The sequence below is a fragment of the Pectobacterium sp. 1950-15 genome (genome assembly GCF_037136835.1).
Lineage (GTDB): Bacteria > Pseudomonadota > Gammaproteobacteria > Enterobacterales > Enterobacteriaceae > Pectobacterium.
This window is the reverse complement of record NZ_JBBBQR010000001.1, coordinates 39404-58878: the sequence shown is the minus strand read 5'-3', so window position 1 is coordinate 58878 and position 19475 is coordinate 39404. Positions and strand designations below refer to the sequence as shown.

The window sequence follows — 19475 nt, the reverse complement described above, 5'->3', positions numbered from 1 at the left end:
GACGTATGGGGTGATGCGCCACCAACAAAAAGCGGGGCGCTAAAGTTGACCTGGTTCAGAAACAAAAAGCATAAATAGTCAAATTTGGCTAAATAGATTGCTGTCTATCCCTCTTCCATGGGGAGTAGTCCATTGGGATGATAATCATTCAATTCTTGATATTTATAGGTGTGGCTTAAGCAAAAATCCAACTTTTTTGAAATGTTTTGAAAATAAAAAAAAGATGACAATATTCTTACATATTAAATAACTTAGCGACATTACCCTTTTATCCTTATCATTACCACACTAACTATAATGTTAAAATACCGTCTCCTGGCGCATTTTGTGGCGTGGGAATACGCCTTTTGTCCGCAGGTGAGCCGGAGCCGATGGGTGATACTCACCGTTAAGGCAGTGTCTTTATCTTTATTTTTTGTATCAATTTGTGTTTTTGTTAATACGTGAGCGTTAAACAAAGCGTGTTGCCAGAAAAGTGATCACGAAGTGTGATAATCAATGACTTTTTCTTATGGTTGGTGCTGGCGATGTCGGGTGTGGGGTTTGCAGATAGGGCGTCTGGCGCAACGCTGGATATGAGAATTATTCTTGATATCACGGTTATCCCTATTACACTGCGGGCGATTGTTTTCATCAGAGAGACCAGGTTGTTATGGAGTTGCTCCGCATTGTTTACCAGCAGTACCGTTGGCCATTTCTGGCCGTTATCCTGTTAAGTTTGTTGAGTGCCGCGCTGGGCATTGGGCTTATTGCCTTTATCAATCTGCAATTGATTGAAACGGTCAATCAGTCGTTGAGTGTATTGCCGCAATTTCTGGGCTTGCTGCTGCTCTTGATGGGCGTCACGCTGGTGTCGCAATTGGCGCTGACCACGCTGGGGCACCACTTCGTTTATCGTCTGCGCGGGCAGTTTATCAAACGTATTCTGGACACCAACATTGCGCGTATCGAGCAGATCGGCAGTGCGCAACTGCTTGCCAGCCTGTCCAGCGATATCCGCAATATCACGATTGCATTTGTGCGTCTGCCGGAGTTGATTCAGGGCATTGTGCTCACCATTGGTTCAGCGGTTTACCTTGCCTGGCTCTCCCCGAAAATGCTGGTGGTCACGTCCGTTTGGATTGCGATAACGCTCTGGGGCGGTTTTATGCTGGTTTCCCGCGTGTACAGCCATCTCACTAAGGTGCGGGAAGCGGAAGATCGTCTTCAGAAAGATTACGAAACCGTGATTAACGGGCGTAAAGAACTCACGCTCAATCGTGAGCGGGCGCAGAAGCTGTATGAAGAAATTTATCAGGCCAATGCGCAGGATTACCGACAGAACGTGATTCGGGCTGACACCTTCCACCTCAGCGCGGTGAACTGGTCGAATATTATGATGTTGGGCGTGATTGGCGCAGTCTTTTTCATGGCAAACAATCTCGGCTGGGCGGATACCAATGTTGCCGCGACATACTCACTGACGCTGCTTTTTTTACGCACGCCGATGCTACAGGCCGTTGGTGCACTGCCGACGCTGCTGAGTGCGCAAGTTGCGTTTAATAAGCTGAAACGTTTTGATTTGGCGGATTATCAGGAGCCGTTTCCCGCGGCGATTGCCCCTGCGGACTGGCACACGCTGGAATTGCGTGATGTGGTGTTTCGCTATGACGAGTCTGGGTTTGAAGTCGGGCCGATCAATCTGGTGATAAAACGTGGCGAACTGGTGTTTCTGATTGGCGGTAACGGAAGCGGAAAATCGACGCTGGCGATGCTGCTGACTGGGCTTTATACCCCGGTTTCCGGCTCGTTGCTGCTGGATAACCGCCCCGTTACGGCGGAAACGCGCGAGGATTACCAAAAGCTATTCTCCGCCATTTTTACCGATTTCCACCTGTTCGGGCAGATGATGGGCCCGCAGGGAACGGCGCCGGATACGGCGCTGATCGACAACTGGCTGGATCGCCTGAACATGCGGCATAAGCTGACGCTGGAGAATCATCAGGTGATGAACTTACAGCTTTCTCAGGGGCAGCGTAAACGTGTTGCGCTGCTGCTGGCCGTCGCCGAACAGCGGGACATCCTGCTACTGGACGAATGGGCGGCCGATCAGGATCCGCAATTCCGCCGAGTGTTCTATCTTGAGCTGTTACCGCAATTGCGCGCATTGGGGAAAACGATTGTGGCGATCAGCCATGACGATCACTACTTTGAACATGCCGATCGCCTGCTTGAAATGCATCAGGGGACGCTGTCTGAGCTGACGGGTGCCGCGCGTGAACAGGCCTCGCAGGATGCCGTGGCACAGATTAGCCGATAGCGTAAATCAGCGCAGCGGAATGCTGCGCTGTGAGGGATAACACACCGTTAACATGAAGTCTGACAGGCATATATTAATTCGTTGAATTCTGGGGCAGAATAAGCGCCAATGTTGGCAGGCTGCCAACAGAGTGGACGTTTTTTACTTACAGATCAGGCACCTGACGTATCTGGTCTGCCACTTAACTCAATAAGTTGGTATATGTTATGAAAAGGATGTTTAACGCATTATTCGTTGTTGTTTTTGTTTGTTTTTCGTCTCTGGCAAATGCGGCAGAAAATCTACCTAACATTGTCATTCTGGCAACGGGCGGTACGATTGCGGGTTCCGCAGCGGCCAACACGCAAACCACGGGGTATAAAGCGGGTGCGTTGGGCGTAGATACGCTGATTCAAGCGGTGCCAGAGCTGAAAACGCTTGCCAATATCTCAGGTGAGCAGGTTGCCAGCATCGGTAGTGAAAATATGACCAGCGATGTTCTGCTGAAGCTGAGCAAGCGTGTGAACGAGCTGCTGGCACGCAGCGATGTTGATGGCGTGGTGATTACACACGGTACGGATACGCTCGACGAATCGCCTTACTTCCTGAACCTGACGGTGAAGAGTGACAAACCTGTGGTCTTTGCTGCGGCGATGCGTCCGGCAACGGCAATCAGCGCCGATGGCCCAATGAATTTGTACGGTGCGGTAAAAGTGGCAGCGGATAAAAATTCCCGCGGCCGTGGGGTGATGGTGGTACTGAACGACCGTATCGGTTCTGCCCGCTTCATTAGCAAAACTAACGCCTCTACGCTGGATACCTTTAAAGCGCCGGAAGAAGGTTATCTGGGTGTGATTATCGGTGACAAGGTTTACTACCAGACTCGCCTGGACAAAATCCACACTACGCGTTCTGTATTTGACGTGACCAACGTAGATAAACTGCCTGCTGTCGATATTATCTATGGCTATCAGGACGATCCAGAATACATGTATGACGCTGCCATCAAACACGGCGCAAAAGGCATTGTGTATGCGGGTATGGGCGCAGGTAGCGTATCCAAGCGCGGTGATGCAGGCATCCGTAAAGCGGAAAGCAAAGGCGTTGTGGTTGTACGTTCCAGCCGTACCGGTAGCGGTATCGTACCACCGGATGCAGGCCAGCCCGGTCTGGTTGCCGATTCTCTGAGCCCAGCTAAATCACGTATCCTGTTGATGCTGGCGCTGACGAAAACGACAAATCCTGCGGTAATTCAGGACTACTTCCACACGTATTAATCGCCTGAGCGGTTTTTTCGTGTCATAGCCCTGCCGTTAAACGCGGGGCTTTTTATTTCCTGTCATCCCATTTTGACTTTTCGTTATTCAACTTTTCATTCCCACTGAGAAGTCACTTCCCTCTCTGTTGATTTTATCGGTATGATTTAGCCCACGACAAAGCAGGTAATCACCCCCATTTATCTTTGATACCCGAAATAGTTCGAGTTGCGGGATAGCCGACGTGCGTGCAGCTTGAGGTATGGCAGGGCAGGTGAGTAAAGAAGAAGGATACGTCATTACATGACACACCCCATTTTTATGGTTGGTGCCAGAGGCTGTGGGAAGACCACCGTCGGGCATCAACTGGCGCAGGCGTTGGGATATGACTTTGTCGACACCGACCTGTTTATGCAGCAGACCACCAATATGACGGTGGCTGATGTGGTCGCGCAGGAAGGATGGCATGGATTCCGCCAGCGTGAAAGTCTGGCGCTCCAGCAGGTGACATCTAACCGCTGTATCGTCGCGACGGGCGGCGGTATGGTGCTTGCGGAAGCCAACCGGCGCTTTATGCACGATAAAGGCACCGTTATTTACCTTCATGCGGATGCGGAGCTGCTGGCCCAGCGGCTGGAAGAAAACCCGCAGGATAACCAGCGGCCCACGCTGACTGGCCGTCCTATCGCGGAGGAAATGGCCGATGTACTGGCTGCGCGCGAGGCGCTTTATCGCGGTGTCGCTCACCACGTTATTGATGCATCTCAGTCGCCGGAAGTGATTGTGGCAAGCGTATTGAAGGCGCTGCGTTTGTCGGCTGCATAGAAGGTGACCGGACACTGGCAAAATAATCACCAGTCAGTGTTACCGAACACTAACTTTCAATGAATAGATCGTGACAGTAGCGCGACTCTCCTTTTAAGATGAATTTTCTGAATTTTTCGACGATAGGTGCCGCGCTATGCTGAATGTAAATGAGTATTTTGCAGGGAAGGTAAAATCAATCGGTTTTGAAGGTGACGGCATTGGCCGCGCGAGTGTCGGCGTCATGGATGCGGGTGAATACACGTTTGGAACCGCGCAGCCGGAAGAAATGACGGTCATCACCGGGGCATTGAAAGTCCTGTTGCCAGGCGCGCCGGATTGGCAGGTTTTCACACCGGGAGAAACGTTTTTCGTTCCGGGAAAAAGTGAGTTCAATTTACAGGTGGTCGAACCGACCTCTTATCTGTGTAAGTACCTGTAATTTATCCTCTCTGTAGAGTAGATCATTCTCGCCGCGTTATGTACGACATAACGCGGCGTTTTTTTATGCGAGTCCTGCCTCATTCCCCTTGTTACCCCTAACGCGGTTAGCGCCTTTCTCTGCCATTCTTCCCCTGATGGTAATAAATAATGCTGCAAAAATGTTAAGTAGCTCAAGTAATGAACGCAAAGGTATTTAAAAGGTATTATTAATTGGTATTTTAAAGGTGTACCTTACTCAGTCATGAAGGATGTAAATATGAAAACTACAGCAAAGCTGTCGTTCATGATGTTCGTTGAATGGTTTATCTGGGGAGCCTGGTTCGTTCCACTCTGGCTTTATCTGAGCAAAAGCGGATTTACGGCGGGTGAAATCGGCTGGTCGTATGCCTGTACTGCGATTGCCGCGATTTTGTCGCCGATTCTGGTGGGATCGCTCACCGATCGCTTCTTTGCCGCGCAAAAGGTGCTGGCAGTACTGATGTTCGCCGGGGCGATACTGATGTACCTGGCGGCTCAGCAAACGGAATTTATGTATTTCTTCCCGCTGCTGTTGGCCTATTCGTTGACCTACATGCCGACTATCGCACTGACTAACAGTATCGCTTTCTCGCATGTGGCCGATGTGGAGCGTGATTTTCCTCGCATCCGGGTATTGGGAACGATTGGCTGGATCGCTTCCGGGATCGTCTGCGGCTTTCTGCCGACATGGCTTGGATTTAGCGATATTTCGCCCACCAATATTCCGCTGCTGATTACGGCTGCCAGCTCCGCGTTGCTTGGCTTCTTTGCATTTTTCCTGCCCAATACGCCACCGAAAAGCACCGGCAAGATGGATGTTAAAGTCATGCTGGGGCTGGACGCGATTGTGTTGCTGAAAGACAAAAACTTTCTGGTGTTTTTTGTCTGCTCCTTCTTATTCGCGATGCCGCTGGCGTTTTATTACATTTTTGCCACGGGCTTCCTCACCGAAGTCGGCATGAAAAATGCCACTGGCTGGATGACGCTGGGCCAGTTCTCTGAAATTTTCTTTATGCTGGCGCTGCCGTTTTTCACCAAGCGTTTTGGTATTAAAAAGGTATTGTTGCTGGGGCTAATTACGGCGGCTATCCGCTATGTCTTCTTCGTCTACGGCGACGCTTACCACTACTTCACCTATGCACTGCTGTTCCTCGGCATTCTGCTGCACGGCGTGAGTTACGATTTTTACTATGTGACCGCCTATATCTATGTTGATAAAAAAGCGCCGGTGCATATGCGTACGGCCGCGCAGGGGCTGATTACACTCTGTTGTCAGGGGTTCGGCAGCCTGTTGGGATATCGTCTGGGTGGCGTGATGATGGAGAAACTTTTCGCCCACGGTGAGCCAGTTAACGGCCTGACCTTTAACTGGACCGGCATGTGGCTGTTTGGTGCAGTGATGATCGCGATTATTGCGCTGATCTTTATCCTGTTTTTCCGTGAATCGGATAAGACGATCTCGACCATTGATGTAGACGGTGCAAAAAACAAGCATTTCAGTACAGAGGAAAGCAAATGAAACAAGAACGTATTCTCGGTGCCTTATACGGCCAGGCTTTAGGGGATGCGATGGGTATGCCATCGGAACTGTGGCCGCGAACGCGCGTGAAAGCACATTTTGGCTGGATTGATCGCTTTTTACCCGGTCCGGCGGAAAACAATGCGGCGTGCTATTTTGGCCGTGGTGAGTTTACGGATGATACCTCGATGGCGCTGAGTCTGGCCGACGCCATCATTGAATGTGACGGTGAAATCAATGCCGATGCGATTGGCCGTCACATCCTGAAATGGGCGGAATCGTTCGACGCCTTTAATAAGAATGTACTCGGCCCGACCTCTAAAATTGCGTTGAAGGCGATTCGACAGGGCACACCGGTCAGCGAGCTGGAAAATAATGGCGTCACGAACGGCGCGGCGATGCGGGCGTCTCCGCTAGGCTGTCTACTGCCTGCGCACGATCTTGATGAATTCATCGATCAGGTGGCGCTGGCATCCAGCCCGACGCATAAATCCGATTTGGCAATTGCGGGAGCGGTCGTCGTTGCCTGGGCTATTTCCCGTGCGATTGACGGTGCCAGCTGGCAGGAGATTGTCGATGCGTTGCCGTCGGTGGCACGCCACGCGCAGGAAAAGCGTATCACGACGTTTAGCGCCTCCCTTGCCGCGCGTCTGGAGCTGGCGCTGAGTATCGTGCGCCGTGCAAACGGGACGGAAAGCGCTAGCGAGCAGCTTTATCAACTGATTGGGGCGGGAACAAGCACCATTGAATCCGTTGCTACCGCCATCGCGATGGTGGAACTGGCACAGACCGATCCAAATCGCTGTGCGATTCTGTGCGCCAACCTCGGAGGGGATACCGACACGATCGGGGCGATGGCGACCGCAATATGCGGTGCGCTGCACGGGGTCACGGCGATTGATGCCGCATTGAAGCAGGAGCTGGATGACATTAACCAGCTTGATTTTTGCCGTTATGCCAGCCTGCTCCAGCAGTACCGCTCAGCACGGGAGGTGTGATGAAGGCCAGCGAACTTGCCGCAAAACTGGATGGGCTAACGACGCGTCAGCCGCTGACCATCATCGGGGCAGCGGTGATTGACGTGATTGCCGATGCTTACGCCCTGCCGTATCGCGGGTGTGATATCGAGTTGAAGCAGCAAAGCGTGAATATTGGCGGCTGTGCCTTGAACATTGCCATCGCGCTTAAACGCCTTGGTATAGCCGCACAAAACGCTTTGCCTGTCGGGCAGGGCGTGTGGGCGGATATCATTCGTCATAGCCTGGAAAAGCAGAATATCACCACGGTGGTACAAACCGATTCGGGAGACAACGGCTGGTGTCTGGCGCTAGTTGAACCGGACGGTGAACGGACTTTCATGTCCTTTAGCGGCGTCGAGAACCAGTGGAGCGACAGTTGGCTGGCGTCATTATCCGTCGCATCGGGAAGTTTGGTCTACCTTTCTGGCTATCAACTGGCGGCACCGTGCGGTGAACGTTTGGTTAGCTGGCTGGAAAACGTGCATAACGTCACGCCATTCATCGATTTTGGCCCACGCATTGCCGATATACCGGCAAGCCTGATGGCTCGCATTATGGCGCTTCACCCTGTAGTTTCCCTTAATCGTCAGGAAGCGGACGTGGCGGCGGACCTGCTCGGCGTGTCGGCTGATGTACAAACGCTGGGACGAGCCTGGCGGGCTGCGTATCGTGCTCCGGTGATTATTCGTCAGGACAAAGCGGGGGCGTGGTATTTCGATGCCGCTTCTGAGGGCATCGTTGCCCCGTTCCCAGCAACAGTGGTGGATACTATCGGGGCGGGGGACAGCCACGCAGGCGGGACGCTGGCTGGCCTGGCAGCTGGATGGTCGCTGGCCGATGCCGTCACGCTGGGAAACGCCGTTGCGGCATATGTCGTGAGCCACCGCGGCGGAGACTGTGCGCCTACGCTGGCTGAACTGCGTGCGCGGTTACTCCTCGCAGACGAAAACGTATAGATCGCTGCGGCAATAGCTGATGCTGTACTCAATGGGCCGGTTCTGTGGGTCGAGCGCAATCTGCTTGATGACCAGAACCGGTACTTTATTATCAAGCTGGATGTGTGACTGAAACTCGGCATCGGGCATACGGGCGCTGACACGGCTGCGTGTACGCTGTGGATTAATGTTCTGGCTGCGAAAATAGTCATAAAGCGAGACGCCGATATCGTCAGCGTCAGCGATCAGATCAACGGGAACATACGATTCTTCAATCGAAACGGCGTCCTCATCCACATAGCGAATACGTTTCAACAGAAAAACAGGAGTGTCTGGCGCAATAGCCAACTGCTCGGCCACTTCCTTGCTGCTTTTTACGATCTGTTTGTTCACCCACAGCGTATTGGGCTTTTTGCCCCGCAGCACGACCTGCTGTGAAAATCCGCGCGCCTCTTTCAACGAATATTCAAAAATATTATTGATTTGCGTACCGTAGCCGCGTACGCGGGTCACCACGCCTTCTTCTTCCAATGTCTGCATCGCTTTACGCACGGTAATGCGCGACACGCCAGCCAACTGGCTCAGGTCACGTTCTCCCGGCAGAATATTGCCATGTTCCAATGTGCCGCTGCGTACTGCATTTTTTACTGTTTCGGCAAACTTTAGGTAGAGTGGGGTATTGTCTGTTGCCGCAAAGCGCTGCGTAAGCTGTTCTATTAATCGAGTATGCGCGAGTTCCATTTTTCTCTGATCCTGATCGGCTTGCGTAGACGCCATAATACCACTGGTCTTATTACCTCTATACTGAAAATGGCAACCGCGTGTTACCACATAAAATAAAATATTTTTAGTGATTTTTAGCATGTTACTCTGTAAAGAAAGTGTCACCCATTCTTTGTAACGCTAATCATTAATTCCATATATGAGTTATTTTATTTAATGATTTTTATTAATTAACAGAGTAAAAGAATGTCATGATTATTAGGAATAATCCCTGATTTGTAAAAGTGCAACACATTACGGCATGTGATAATAATTTTACATTATGTGGTTAAGTAAGTTTTTTATTTTATTTATTTTCTTTAATTTGGTTGTTTGTGTTAATTTAACAATCGAAAATCCATTTGATGTCTTCTTTTTTATAAGAGTGTGGTTAAACGTAGTAACTATTTTTCTGAGTTTTAAGATAAATATCGGTTGTTGAATGTGATCGCATTCAAGTTTTATTTTTCTCTGCCGTTATGGATAGTATAACTATTCTACGTAAAGAGTATTTTATGCTGAAAACGACCCGCTCCCGCATCCTTGCGGCCTGTTCGACCATTGTTGTGCTTTCACTTGTTATCAATACCTTTCTTAATTACACCATCGCCAATAACGCGAATAAGGAATCGATCCAGAATACGCTGAATGCGGTAGCCACTAGCCATAGTATTGCTATTAGCGACTGGGTTGCTTCTAAAACGCTGATGATTTCTGCGTTACACGATCGTGTCATCACCGATGAGGATCCGATTCCGCTGTTTAAACAGATTGCGGCATCCGGCGGACTCCTGAATGTGTACATGGGTTATGCCAATGGCACGGCTAAGTTTGCCGATTCTGGCGGTATCCCTCCCGATTACAACCCTACTGTCCGTCCCTGGTATCAGCAGGCGGTGAAAGAGGGCAAACCACTGGTCACTGCCCCTTACGTTGATGCGGTGACGAATACGCTGGTGGTTTCTTTCGTTGCTTCCGTGGTGGAAGGCGGAACGGTCAGAGGCGTCGTCGGTAGCGACGTCACGATGAAAAGCGTGATTGAAAACGTCAAAGCGATTAACCCAGCCAAAGATAGCTTCGGTGTTCTCATCGAGCGTAGCGGTCTGATCATTGCTCATCCGGATGAAAAACTGACGCTGAAAAATATCACCGACATTGCTCCCGGGATTGATCTGAAGGACATTCTTTCAGCCGATAGCGCCCGCGATGTGGATTTTTCTGGCGTGACAAAGCTCGTGGTGGCAAAACCCATTGCGGGCACGAACTGGTTCATGCTGGTGGCGTTGGATAAAGCTGAAGCGACAGCGGGCATGAATTCTCTGCTGTCTACCTCTGTTATCACGCTAGTTGTTATCGCGCTGCTGGGCACGCTGGTGATTGGTTTTATCATTGCGTCTGCGCTCAAGCGTCTGCTGCAAATTCGCGACGCTATGGATGATATTAGCAACGGTAATAACGATCTGACGCAGCGCCTGCCGGATGAAGGGCATGATGAAGTCGCGCAAATTGCCCGCTCGTTTAATATTTTTGTCGATAAGATCAGTCAGGTCATGATCCAGATTCGCGATATCAGCGCCTCGCTTCAGGTCGCGGCGGATGAAATCTCTGCGGGGAATAACGATCTTTCTGCGCGTACCGAATCTGCGGCGTCGAGCATTCAGCAAACCGCAGCCTCGCTGGAAGAAATCTCCGCGGCGGTAACGCAATCGGCGGGATCGGCGCAGCAGGTTAACGCTAAGGCGTTGTTACTGTCGAAAGATGCTGGCACGGGCGGAAAAGTGGTGTCCGATGTGATTGTCACGATGGAAGAGATCGTAGTCGCGTCTGGCAAAATCGGCGATATCATCGGTGTGATCGATGGCATTGCATTCCAGACCAACATTCTGGCGCTTAATGCCGCGGTAGAAGCGGCGCGTGCGGGTGAACAGGGGCGTGGTTTCGCCGTGGTTGCTGGCGAGGTTCGCAGTCTGGCACAGCGCAGTGCGCAGGCCGCAAAAGAAATTAAAGAGCTGATTGAATCGACGGTCTCCAGCGTGACGTCTGGCTCAGTGCAGGTTCGTCAGGCCAGCGACACGATGAATGAAATTGTCGGCGGTGTGTCTACGGTGAGCTCGGTGATGTCTGAAATTACGCATGCGGCGGATGAACAAATGCGTGGCATCAACGAGATCAACAAAGCGGTCGCGCAGTTGGATTCGATGGTGCAACAAAACGCCGCGCTGGTGCAGGAGTCTGCTGCTGCGTCGGGGGCGTTGCAATCACAGGCTGAAGAACTGAACGCCGTCGTCGGGGCATTCCGGGTTTAACGGGTTCAGGCAGTGAAGTGGTATTGCCCGCCGAACATTGGCGGGCAAACTGCATTAACAATCGACGGTACTAAAAATCGACGGCATTAACGTTGGGCTTCTCCGCCCAACGCTTCAATCAGATTCGCAATCAACGCAGCCAGTTCGCTGGTCATCAAAATGAAATCGGCATCAAACCGCTGAGCAAAATCTTCCCGATCGATATCGTCATTTTGTTCCCGCAGCGTATCGGAAAACTTCAACCGTTTTACCGAACCGTCTTCGGACAAGACCAATTGAATACGTTCCTGCCAGTCCAGCGCCAGCTTGGTGACCAGTTTGCCTGCTTCAATGTGTACGGCGATTTCATCGCAGACCAAATCCTGTTTTTTACAGCGGATAACGCCACCGTCTTCCAGAATCGCTTTTAGCTCTGCTTCATCCTGTAACGTGAAACCAGCGGCTGGCTCACCGGAACGAACCCATTCGGTCAGCGTCAGCTCGATAGGGTTTTCCATCGTCAGTGGCACAACGGGCAGTGACCCCAGCGTTTTGCGCAGCAGCGCCAGCGTATCTTCCGCTTTTTTGGCGCTGGCGGCATCGACCATAATCAGGCCATTAACCGTATCGATCCACATCCAGACCTGACTGAAACGGCTGAACGCACGCGGCAGCAGGCTATGCAGCACTTCGTCTTTCAGCGAATCTTTTTCGGTTTTTTTCAGCTTGCGGTGCTGTTCCGCTTCCAGACGTTCGATTTTGGCCTGAAGGGTTTGTTTGATGACCGGAGACGGCAGGATTTTTTCTTCTTTACGAACGCAGATAACGATTTGCCCATTAACGACGTGCGTTAATGCATCGCTATGCGATCCCATTGGCGATACCCAACCCGTTTTCATCATATCCTGACTGCCGCACGGGGTGAACGTGAAAGCGCTGAGCCGTTTTTCCAATTCATCCGCAGATAAAACGTTATCTTTGGACAGCGCGCTGTCTCGGCTTAGGCGGTAAATCATTAAGTTTTTAAACCACAACATGTTGTTATCCCTGACTGGGCGCGCAGGTTTGCACGCGGGTTTGTAATGTTGCGCGCATGATAACGAATTCGAGGCCGTAATGTGGAATAAAATGCCGGGATTCAGAGGAATACCTATCACGCTTTGAGTTGTCGCTGATTGGTTTCTCTGGTTATACCCGTCATACTTCACGTTGCATGTGCGTTGGCTGCGCGACTCGAAGTATTTAGGGTGCCTACTACAAATAAGAACGTTTTCAGGTCGGTGACAAACTTACGCGGGCCTATTGACAACACGTGGGGAGACATCATGAGAATCGGTATCGATCTGGGCGGGACGAAAACGGAAGTTATCGCGCTGGATGATGAAGGGCTGGAACGTTTTCGGCAGCGTATGCCGACGCCAAGAAATGACTACCCGGAAACGCTACGGACTATTGTCACGCTGGTGGAGATGGCTGAAAAAGCGATTGGCTGTCGTGGCAGTGTTGGCGTAGGGATTCCCGGTACGCTGTCGCCGTTTACCGGCAAGGTAAAAAATGCCAACTCCACCTGGCTCAACGGCCAGGCACTGGATCGCGATCTCGCCGCGCTGCTGAATCGGCCCGTACGGGTCGCCAATGACGCGAACTGTTTCGCGGTTTCAGAGGCGGTTGACGGCGCCGGGGCAGGGAAGCAAACCGTCTTCGCGGTCATCATTGGAACTGGCTGTGGGTCGGGCATTGCGCTGAACGGTCAGGCTCACGTCGGCGGCAACGGCATTGCGGGTGAATGGGGGCATAACCCGCTGCCCTGGATGGATGACGATGAGTTGTGCTACCGGCAGACGGTTCCCTGCTACTGCGGTAAGTCCGGCTGTATTGAAACGTTTATCTCCGGCACCGGGTTTGCGGTGGATTACCAGCGCCTGAGCGGCCAGCCACACAAGGGTGAGGCAATCATTGCCTTAGCAGAGCAGGGTGATCCCATCGCCGAGCTGGCGTTGCAGCGCTATGAGCATCGTCTGGCAAAATCGCTGGCGCATGTGATTAACCTGCTCGACCCTGATGTGGTGGTGCTGGGGGGCGGAATGAGCAACGTTTCTCGCCTTTACCAGACCGTGCCGGAAAAGATTAAACCGTGGATCTTTGGCGGTGAGTGCGAAACGCCCGTGCTTCAGGCCATTCACGGCGACTCCAGCGGAGTACGCGGAGCCGCCTGGCTTTGGCCGAAGACGAAGTAATTGCAGATCGAATGATGGTTAAACGGCGTACTGTGGCGCCAGTCGGCTGACGCCCAGTCCGTTAACCTTCTGCACTTTGATCTGTACCGGAATACGCTCCTTCATGGCTTCGACATGGCTAATAACGCCGATGGTTTTACCCGAGGCGTTCAGGTTATCCAGTGCGTCCAGCGCGATATCCAGCGTCTCGGCATCCAGCGTGCCGAAGCCTTCATCCAGAAACAGCGAGTCGATACTGGCTTTATGGCTGACCAGATCGGACAGCGCCAGCGCCAACGACAGACTGACCAGAAAGCTTTCGCCGCCGGATAGCGTTTTTGTGTCGCGTTCGGCGTCTGCCTGCCAGGTATCCATCACCAGAAGTTCCAGCTCGCCACCGGCCTTACGCTTTAGCTGATAGCGATCGTGCAGGCGTGAAAGCTGGAGATTGGCGAGATAGACCAGATGATCCAGGGTCAGCCCCTGAGCAAATTTGCGGAATTTATCCCCTTTACTGGAGCCGATCAGCAAGTTTAGCGTCTCCCAGTCGTCATTCCTTTGCTGGCTTTGGGCGATCTCGTTAAGTAAATCCTGCTGGTTCTGACGCTGCAGTCGATCGTCAGATAACTGACGCTGGAACTCACCCTGCTGCCGCAGGTTAGTTTTCAGCGTGTCATCCAATGCGGCCAACTGCTGCTGTATCGCCTCCTGCGTGACGTCTTCCGTGAGGGATGTTGACCGTTTTTGCTGATGGGCAAGCAATTCCTGTTCAGCCTGCTGGTGCAGCGCTGCCGCCTGCTGCAAGCTCTGATACAGCGTTTCCTTTAATGCCTGCAGCGTCTGGCGTTCCTGCTCATCAAGTAGGGCATGGAGAAAGGCCGTTTCATCATCGAAAGCGCTTTGCTGCAACGCCTGAGTGAAGCGTTCGGTCGCACTCTCATGCTGGCGCGCGCTCTGTTCATACTGCTGTTGCGTGCTAGCCAGCTCGCCTGTCAGACGGCTCAACGTCGTTTCGGTTTGCTGACGGGCTGACAGGGCTAGCCTGAGCGCATCGTCATACTGCTGGCTGGTTCGCTGTAGCTGTTCGCGCACAGCAGCGATTTGCCTGTCCCCAAACAGCTTTTGCCGCTCTTGTTGGCTTGCGCTGAGCAACGCCAGGTGCTGCTCCAAGTGCTGTTGCTGCGTTTGGATGTGCTGTGTTGCCTCGTTCACACTGTAATGCAGATGTTGAAGATCGCTTTCCAGCGTGGCTAACAGAGGAATTAAGCGAGATTGCTCCTGCTCTTTGCTTTTCCAGTCTTGCCATTCGCTTTCGCGCTGGGCCAGCCAGCCATCCTGTGCGCCAACGTCTGGCAGAAGAAGCCCCATCGTTGCCAGCGTCTGCGTAATTTCCTGAGTATGCTGCGTGAGCTGCTGATGCACATTTTGCAGTGACTGAGTTGTCTCTTCCTGCGTAACGCGTAGCGAAGTGTGTTGCTGGGTGTTCAGCGCGACTTTCTGGTCGAGTTCCCGCTGCAATGCTTCTGCGGCAGTCAGTAAATCCTTACTTTCCTGCCACTGTCTTTGCAATTGCTCGCGAACGGTAATTTGCTGCCGAATAGCCTGTTCTTCGGTTTCACATTGTGTAAGCCAGGTGGCGATCTCGTCCTGCTGTTCCAGCGTGTAGTTAACTTGTAAGCGCTCACTGACATCTTGCCACTGTTGGAGCAGAGTTTGATATTCGCTATCGAGCTGAACGATATCCTGCTGCAACTGCTCCCTCTGCTGTTCTAGCGAGGCCAATTGTGCCGTCGTATTCGCCAACGCCGTTGTTAACCGATTCACTTCCTGCTGTAGTGCCGTCAGGCGCTGTTGGGTCTCAGACGGTTGCAGTGCCTGATAGCGTTCGATTGCGGGATGCTCGGTTGAACCACATAGCGGGCACGCTTCTCCGGCCTGTAGCCGTTGCCGCTCGGCTTCCAGCTTAACAATACGCTCTTCCTGACGGTATATGGTTTCCATATCGGCCAGATGCTGGCTACGTTGTTCATACTCAGACTGCTGCTGTTGCTTTAAGGCTTCTGATTGGCTGATATGCTCAAATACTTCACCCTGTTTGGTGAGGTACTGCTGCTTGCGCACATGAAGACGCTGGAACTGGTCGCTGACGGTGGCGAGCTGTCGACATGCCGTTCGCTGATCGATGAGTTGATTGAACCGTTGGTGCAGGGTGGAAAGCGATTGGTGCGCGTCCTGATGTTGCCGCGTCTCATCGTGTTGTGTGAACTGCTGGCGCGCGGCATCAACGACCTTTTGTTGTTCACGACGTTGTGCCGTCAGCGTTTCGGCTGCTTGCTGTAGCATCCCCGCCTGTTCTGTGTGCTGTGCCTGTTTTTGCTCCAGCTTCTGCTGCTCGCCCCGAAGCTGGCTCAACTGCCGAAACTGGGTGCGCCACACAGGCAACTGCTCTCCCCACTGCTGATGATGCGCGTGCTGCTGGCGGTAAGACTGGATCTGTTCAAGGTGCCGTTTAGCCTGCTGTTGCTCTGCCGCTGTCTGGGTTTGCTTGCTTTCATCGGCGTGCAGACGAGCCTGCGTTTTTGCCAGATCGTCCTGCTGCTGGATTTTTTGCTGTTCCAGCGTGGCAATACGATGGTCAAGCGGCACAACCTGCTCGTTGATCAGTTGTTCTTGCTGTTGTCGTACCTGCTTATGCTGATTAACGTCTTGCTCGGCCTTGTCTTCCTGCTGGCGTAGCGTTGCCAGGGTCGCTTGCTCGGCGGTTTGCTTCGCGGTCAATTGTTGAATGTGCTGGGCGAGCGTAAAAGACTCTTGTCGACAACGCTCTCGCTCCTGATGTAGCGGCCTCAGTTTTTCTGCGGGTTCGCTGTGAGTTAACCTGTCGAGCTGCGGTTTAGCCTGCTGAATGGCGGATTCGGCGCTCGCGTGTTGCGCCTGCGTATTGGTCAGCTGTGTTTGCCGCTGCGTCAGTTGCTCAAACCAGCGCAGCGTAGTCAGTGCTTGCTCACGTTCGATGTTGCCCCGTTGCTCCTGCTGGATCAGCTCGGCAAGCTGTTCTGCCACCTGCTGACGCTGTTCATCGGTCAATAGCTGAATGCCGGATGCACGCGCCTGTAGCGTATTCAAGGCGACATTTGCCTGCTTGTGCTTGTCATAGACGCGCTCAGATATCAGACCATAGATATCTGTGCCGGTCAGCTCTTCCAGTAGCTCCGCGCGGTCATCTGCTTTCGCATTGAGGAAAGCGGCAAACTGGCCTTGTGACAGCATCATGGATCGCGTGAAGCGGCCGAAATCCAGCCCGGTGAGCTGCGTGATCATCTCTTTCTTATCATTGAGCTTTTCACACAGAATTTTGCCGTCTTCAATGAGCGCAAGTTCGGCCTTGGGAGACTGCAAATTGCCGTCAGGGGCATTTCTTGCCCGACGCTGGCTCCAGAAAGCGCGGTATCCCACGCCTTTCACCTCGAATTCGACCTCGGCAAGGCACTCTGCGGTATTACGCGTCATCAGGTCATTCTGGCTGGCGGAAAGCAGGCCAAGTCGTGGTGTTTCGTGGTACAGCGCCAGACAGATGGCATCCAGCAGCGTGGTTTTTCCCGCGCCAGTGGGGCCGGTAATGGCAAATAAGCCGTTGCTGGAAAAGGGCTCCTGCGTGAAGTCGATCTTCCATTCGCCTTTCAGCGCGTTGAGGTTCTTTAAGCGCAGACTGAGAATTTTCATTTGGCTGGCTCGCTATTTTCCAGTTCATCAATAACCTGATTAAACAGCGTACGGACACGCTGCTGGCGACTCTCTTCCATGTCTGTCTCCGTTGCCAGACGACGTTCAAAAACGTCATACACGCTGAGCTCGTTGAGCGTTTCCTTGTCCTGCTGCGTCATTGCCTGCAGGCTCTGTTCACGCGTGCGGCGCAGCAGCAGCACCTCAACGGGCAGGTTCTCGGTCATTGCCTGAATGCGCTTCTGCATGTCGCTGAGATAATCCTGTGTGCTGATTTCGATATCCAGCCACACAGGCTTGTCACCCTGATAGTGCTGGAACGCGGACAGCTGTCGTTCAATGTCACTCAGACTGCCTTTAATCAGCTGCATCGGTTGGGTGACGGGGATGGGCAACGTATCTATCTGCGGGGGAATGGGCGGCGACGCGTCGGGTGTAAAACTGACCAGACAAACGGATTTCTCACTGTTGAGTTCGTCAAAACTTAGCGGAATAGGCGAACCGCTGTAGCGAATGTGCTCGCTTTGGGTCACGCGCTGCGGACGGTGAATATGGCCGAGCGCAATATAATCTGCAGGGGGAAAAGCCTGAGCCGGGAAAGCATCGAGCGTACCAATATAGATATCGCGCACGGATTCGGAGGCGGTGGCGCCAATTGTCGTCAGGTGGCCGGTTGCAATAATGGGTAGCGGCAGGCCAAGTTCATCGCGCTTTTGGCAAGCCAGTTGGTAACACTGCTGGTAGTGCGCGGTAATCGCTTCCTGCAGTGCCAGCTGTTTTTCATCTCCAGATTGCCCGGCTTTGCTGGTTAATACATCGCGCGGGCGTAAAAAAGGAATGGCGCAGAGCAGTGCACCGGGCTGCTGCTGACGATTTTCCAACAGGAGCACCTGCTGGGCGGGATCGTCGCTGGCGCAGGCAATCACGCGCGTGTTCAGGCAGGCCAGCAAATCGCGGGATTCGTTTAACATCGCGACGGAATCATGGTTTCCGCCGAGAACGATGAGCTGGCAGCCGGTACGCTGTAGTGCTACCACGAAGCTATAATACATTTCCCGGGCATAGCTGGGGGGCGAGCCGTTATCAAAAATATCGCCTGCGACGATAATGGCATCGACCTGATGCTGCTCCACCTGAGCGATGAGCCAGTGAAGAAAAGCCTGATGTTCAGCGGCGCGGCTTTTGGTATAAAAATATTGTCCTAAATGCCAATCGGCGGTGTGGATAATGCGCATCGTGCTCTCTCGATATTCATGCCGCGTGGCGGTGGATGACGTTGTCATTATAGGGAAGGGTGTGTTGTCATCGTAATGCCATGATTATATATAGCAGGGATGACGGCTGTCGCGCCGGAATCCGGAGTTTGGAAAGCGGCTCGAAAAATCGGGTGTATGCGTTGTAACATCGCGCGGAGAGGGCCGTGTGTTTTTCATAAATCTGTCATAAAACTGACGCATAATGCCTTTCGCTTGCTAACAGCGACGATGATTAACGACAGGATTAACAATGGCAAAACGCATATTAGTCGTGGAAGATGAAGCACCAATTCGTGAAATGGTCTGCTTTGTACTGGAACAAAATGGTTATCAGCCAGTTGAAGCCGAAGATTATGACAGCGCGGTCACGCAACTGTCGGAGCCGTTCCCAGAACTGGTGTTATTGGACTGGATGCTGCCAGGAGGTTCGGGCCTGCAATTCATCAAGCATATGAAGCGCGAGGCGCTGACGCGTGATATTCCGGTGATGATGTTGACCGCACGCGGTGAAGAAGAAGACCGCGTACGCGGCCTTGAAGTGGGTGCGGATGATTACATTACCAAGCCGTTTTCACCTAAAGAATTAGTGGCGCGTATCAAAGCCGTGATGCGCCGTATTTCACCGATGGCGGTGGAAGAAGTCATTGAAATGCGTGGCCTGAGCCTCGATCCTTCCTCACATCGCGTGACGACCGAAGAGCACGCGTTGGATATGGGGCCGACGGAATTTAAGCTACTGCATTTCTTTATGACGCATCCTGAACGCGTTTATAGCCGGGAACAGTTGCTGAATCACGTTTGGGGCACTAACGTTTATGTTGAGGATCGTACTGTCGACGTTCATATTCGTCGCCTGCGTAAAGCACTGGAAACCAGCGGACATGACAAAATGGTGCAAACCGTTCGGGGAACGGGCTACCGTTTTTCAACGCGTTACTGAGGTGATCGTAACCGGAGACA

At 52.5% G+C, this 19475-nt stretch carries 14 protein-coding genes; 10 read left to right on the top strand and 4 right to left on the bottom strand.

The genetic code is table 11. The features are described from left to right. Nucleotides 1–652 precede the first annotated feature (652 nt). The 7 genes from WCT94_RS00255 (at nucleotide 653) to WCT94_RS00225 (ending at nucleotide 8294) form a co-directional block, all read left to right on the top strand. Nucleotides 653–2299, top strand: coding sequence for a multidrug ABC transporter permease/ATP-binding protein (locus WCT94_RS00255; RefSeq protein WP_336867150.1), 1647 nt, complete (start codon nucleotides 653–655; stop codon nucleotides 2297–2299). A 206-nt stretch (nucleotides 2300–2505) separates the two neighbouring features. Next, nucleotides 2506–3555, top strand: coding sequence for a type II asparaginase (locus WCT94_RS00250; RefSeq protein WP_431888898.1), 1050 nt, complete (start codon nucleotides 2506–2508; stop codon nucleotides 3553–3555). A 282-nt stretch (nucleotides 3556–3837) separates the two neighbouring features. Next, nucleotides 3838–4359, top strand: a complete 522-nt coding sequence (gene aroL, locus WCT94_RS00245; RefSeq protein WP_336867145.1) for a shikimate kinase AroL — start codon at nucleotides 3838–3840, stop codon at nucleotides 4357–4359. 136 nt (nucleotides 4360–4495) lie between these two features. Then, complete coding sequence (gene ppnP / locus WCT94_RS00240) at nucleotides 4496–4780, top strand: pyrimidine/purine nucleoside phosphorylase (RefSeq protein WP_336867143.1); 285 nt, start codon at nucleotides 4496–4498, stop codon at nucleotides 4778–4780. Between the two features lie 258 nt (nucleotides 4781–5038). After that, nucleotides 5039–6319 carry a nucleoside permease gene (locus tag WCT94_RS00235; protein WP_010281779.1) on the top strand — a complete coding sequence of 427 codons (1281 nt, stop codon included), beginning with the start codon at nucleotides 5039–5041 and terminating at the stop codon, nucleotides 6317–6319. Next, nucleotides 6316–7317 carry an ADP-ribosylglycohydrolase family protein gene (locus tag WCT94_RS00230; RefSeq protein WP_109411819.1) on the top strand — a complete coding sequence of 334 codons (1002 nt, stop codon included), beginning with the start codon at nucleotides 6316–6318 and terminating at the stop codon, nucleotides 7315–7317. The genes WCT94_RS00235 and WCT94_RS00230 overlap by 4 nt, the downstream gene beginning before the upstream one ends. Beyond that, nucleotides 7317–8294, top strand: coding sequence for a PfkB family carbohydrate kinase (locus WCT94_RS00225; protein WP_336867142.1), 978 nt, complete (start codon nucleotides 7317–7319; stop codon nucleotides 8292–8294). The genes WCT94_RS00230 and WCT94_RS00225 overlap by 1 nt, the downstream gene beginning before the upstream one ends. Here the strand turns inward: WCT94_RS00225 and WCT94_RS00220 are convergent. Beyond that, a complete protein-coding gene (locus tag WCT94_RS00220) occupies nucleotides 8268–9014 on the bottom strand; it encodes a GntR family transcriptional regulator (protein WP_336867645.1) in 747 nt (248 codons plus the stop codon). The two genes, WCT94_RS00225 and WCT94_RS00220, sit on opposite strands and share 27 nt — an antisense overlap. Nucleotides 9015–9550: 536 nt before the next feature. Here WCT94_RS00220 and WCT94_RS00215 point away from each other — a divergent pair. Continuing rightward, nucleotides 9551–11341: a methyl-accepting chemotaxis protein gene (locus WCT94_RS00215; RefSeq protein ID WP_336867140.1), complete on the top strand. Its 1791-nt coding sequence runs from the start codon at nucleotides 9551–9553 to the stop codon at nucleotides 11339–11341. A gap of 86 nt (nucleotides 11342–11427) precedes the next feature. On the opposite strand, the gene rdgC is transcribed toward WCT94_RS00215, so the two are convergent. Next, nucleotides 11428–12357 (bottom strand): recombination-associated protein RdgC, encoded by a 930-nt coding sequence (rdgC, locus tag WCT94_RS00210; RefSeq protein ID WP_319846903.1) that lies wholly within the window; start codon nucleotides 12355–12357, stop codon nucleotides 11428–11430. Nucleotides 12358–12645: 288 nt separating this feature from the next. Between rdgC and mak the strand changes: the two genes are divergently transcribed. Further along, a complete protein-coding gene (mak, locus tag WCT94_RS00205) occupies nucleotides 12646–13557 on the top strand; it encodes a fructokinase (protein WP_336867137.1) in 912 nt (303 codons plus the stop codon). A gap of 18 nt (nucleotides 13558–13575) precedes the next feature. Here mak and WCT94_RS00200 read toward each other — a convergent pair whose 3' ends face one another. Further along, nucleotides 13576–17259, bottom strand: a complete 3684-nt coding sequence (locus WCT94_RS00200; protein ID WP_336867135.1) for an AAA family ATPase — start codon at nucleotides 17257–17259, stop codon at nucleotides 13576–13578. Then, the gene (sbcD, locus tag WCT94_RS00195; protein WP_336867133.1) at nucleotides 17256–18494 is read right to left on the bottom strand and encodes an exonuclease subunit SbcD; all 1239 of its coding nucleotides are present in this window, start codon (nucleotides 18492–18494) and stop codon (nucleotides 17256–17258) included. The genes WCT94_RS00200 and sbcD overlap by 4 nt, the downstream gene beginning before the upstream one ends. 271 nt (nucleotides 18495–18765) lie before the next feature. Here sbcD and phoB point away from each other — a divergent pair, with 271 nt between their 5' ends. Continuing rightward, a complete protein-coding gene (phoB, locus tag WCT94_RS00190; RefSeq protein WP_005975981.1) occupies nucleotides 18766–19455 on the top strand; it encodes a phosphate response regulator transcription factor PhoB in 690 nt (229 codons plus the stop codon). The last annotated feature ends 20 nt before the right edge of the window (nucleotides 19456–19475 follow it).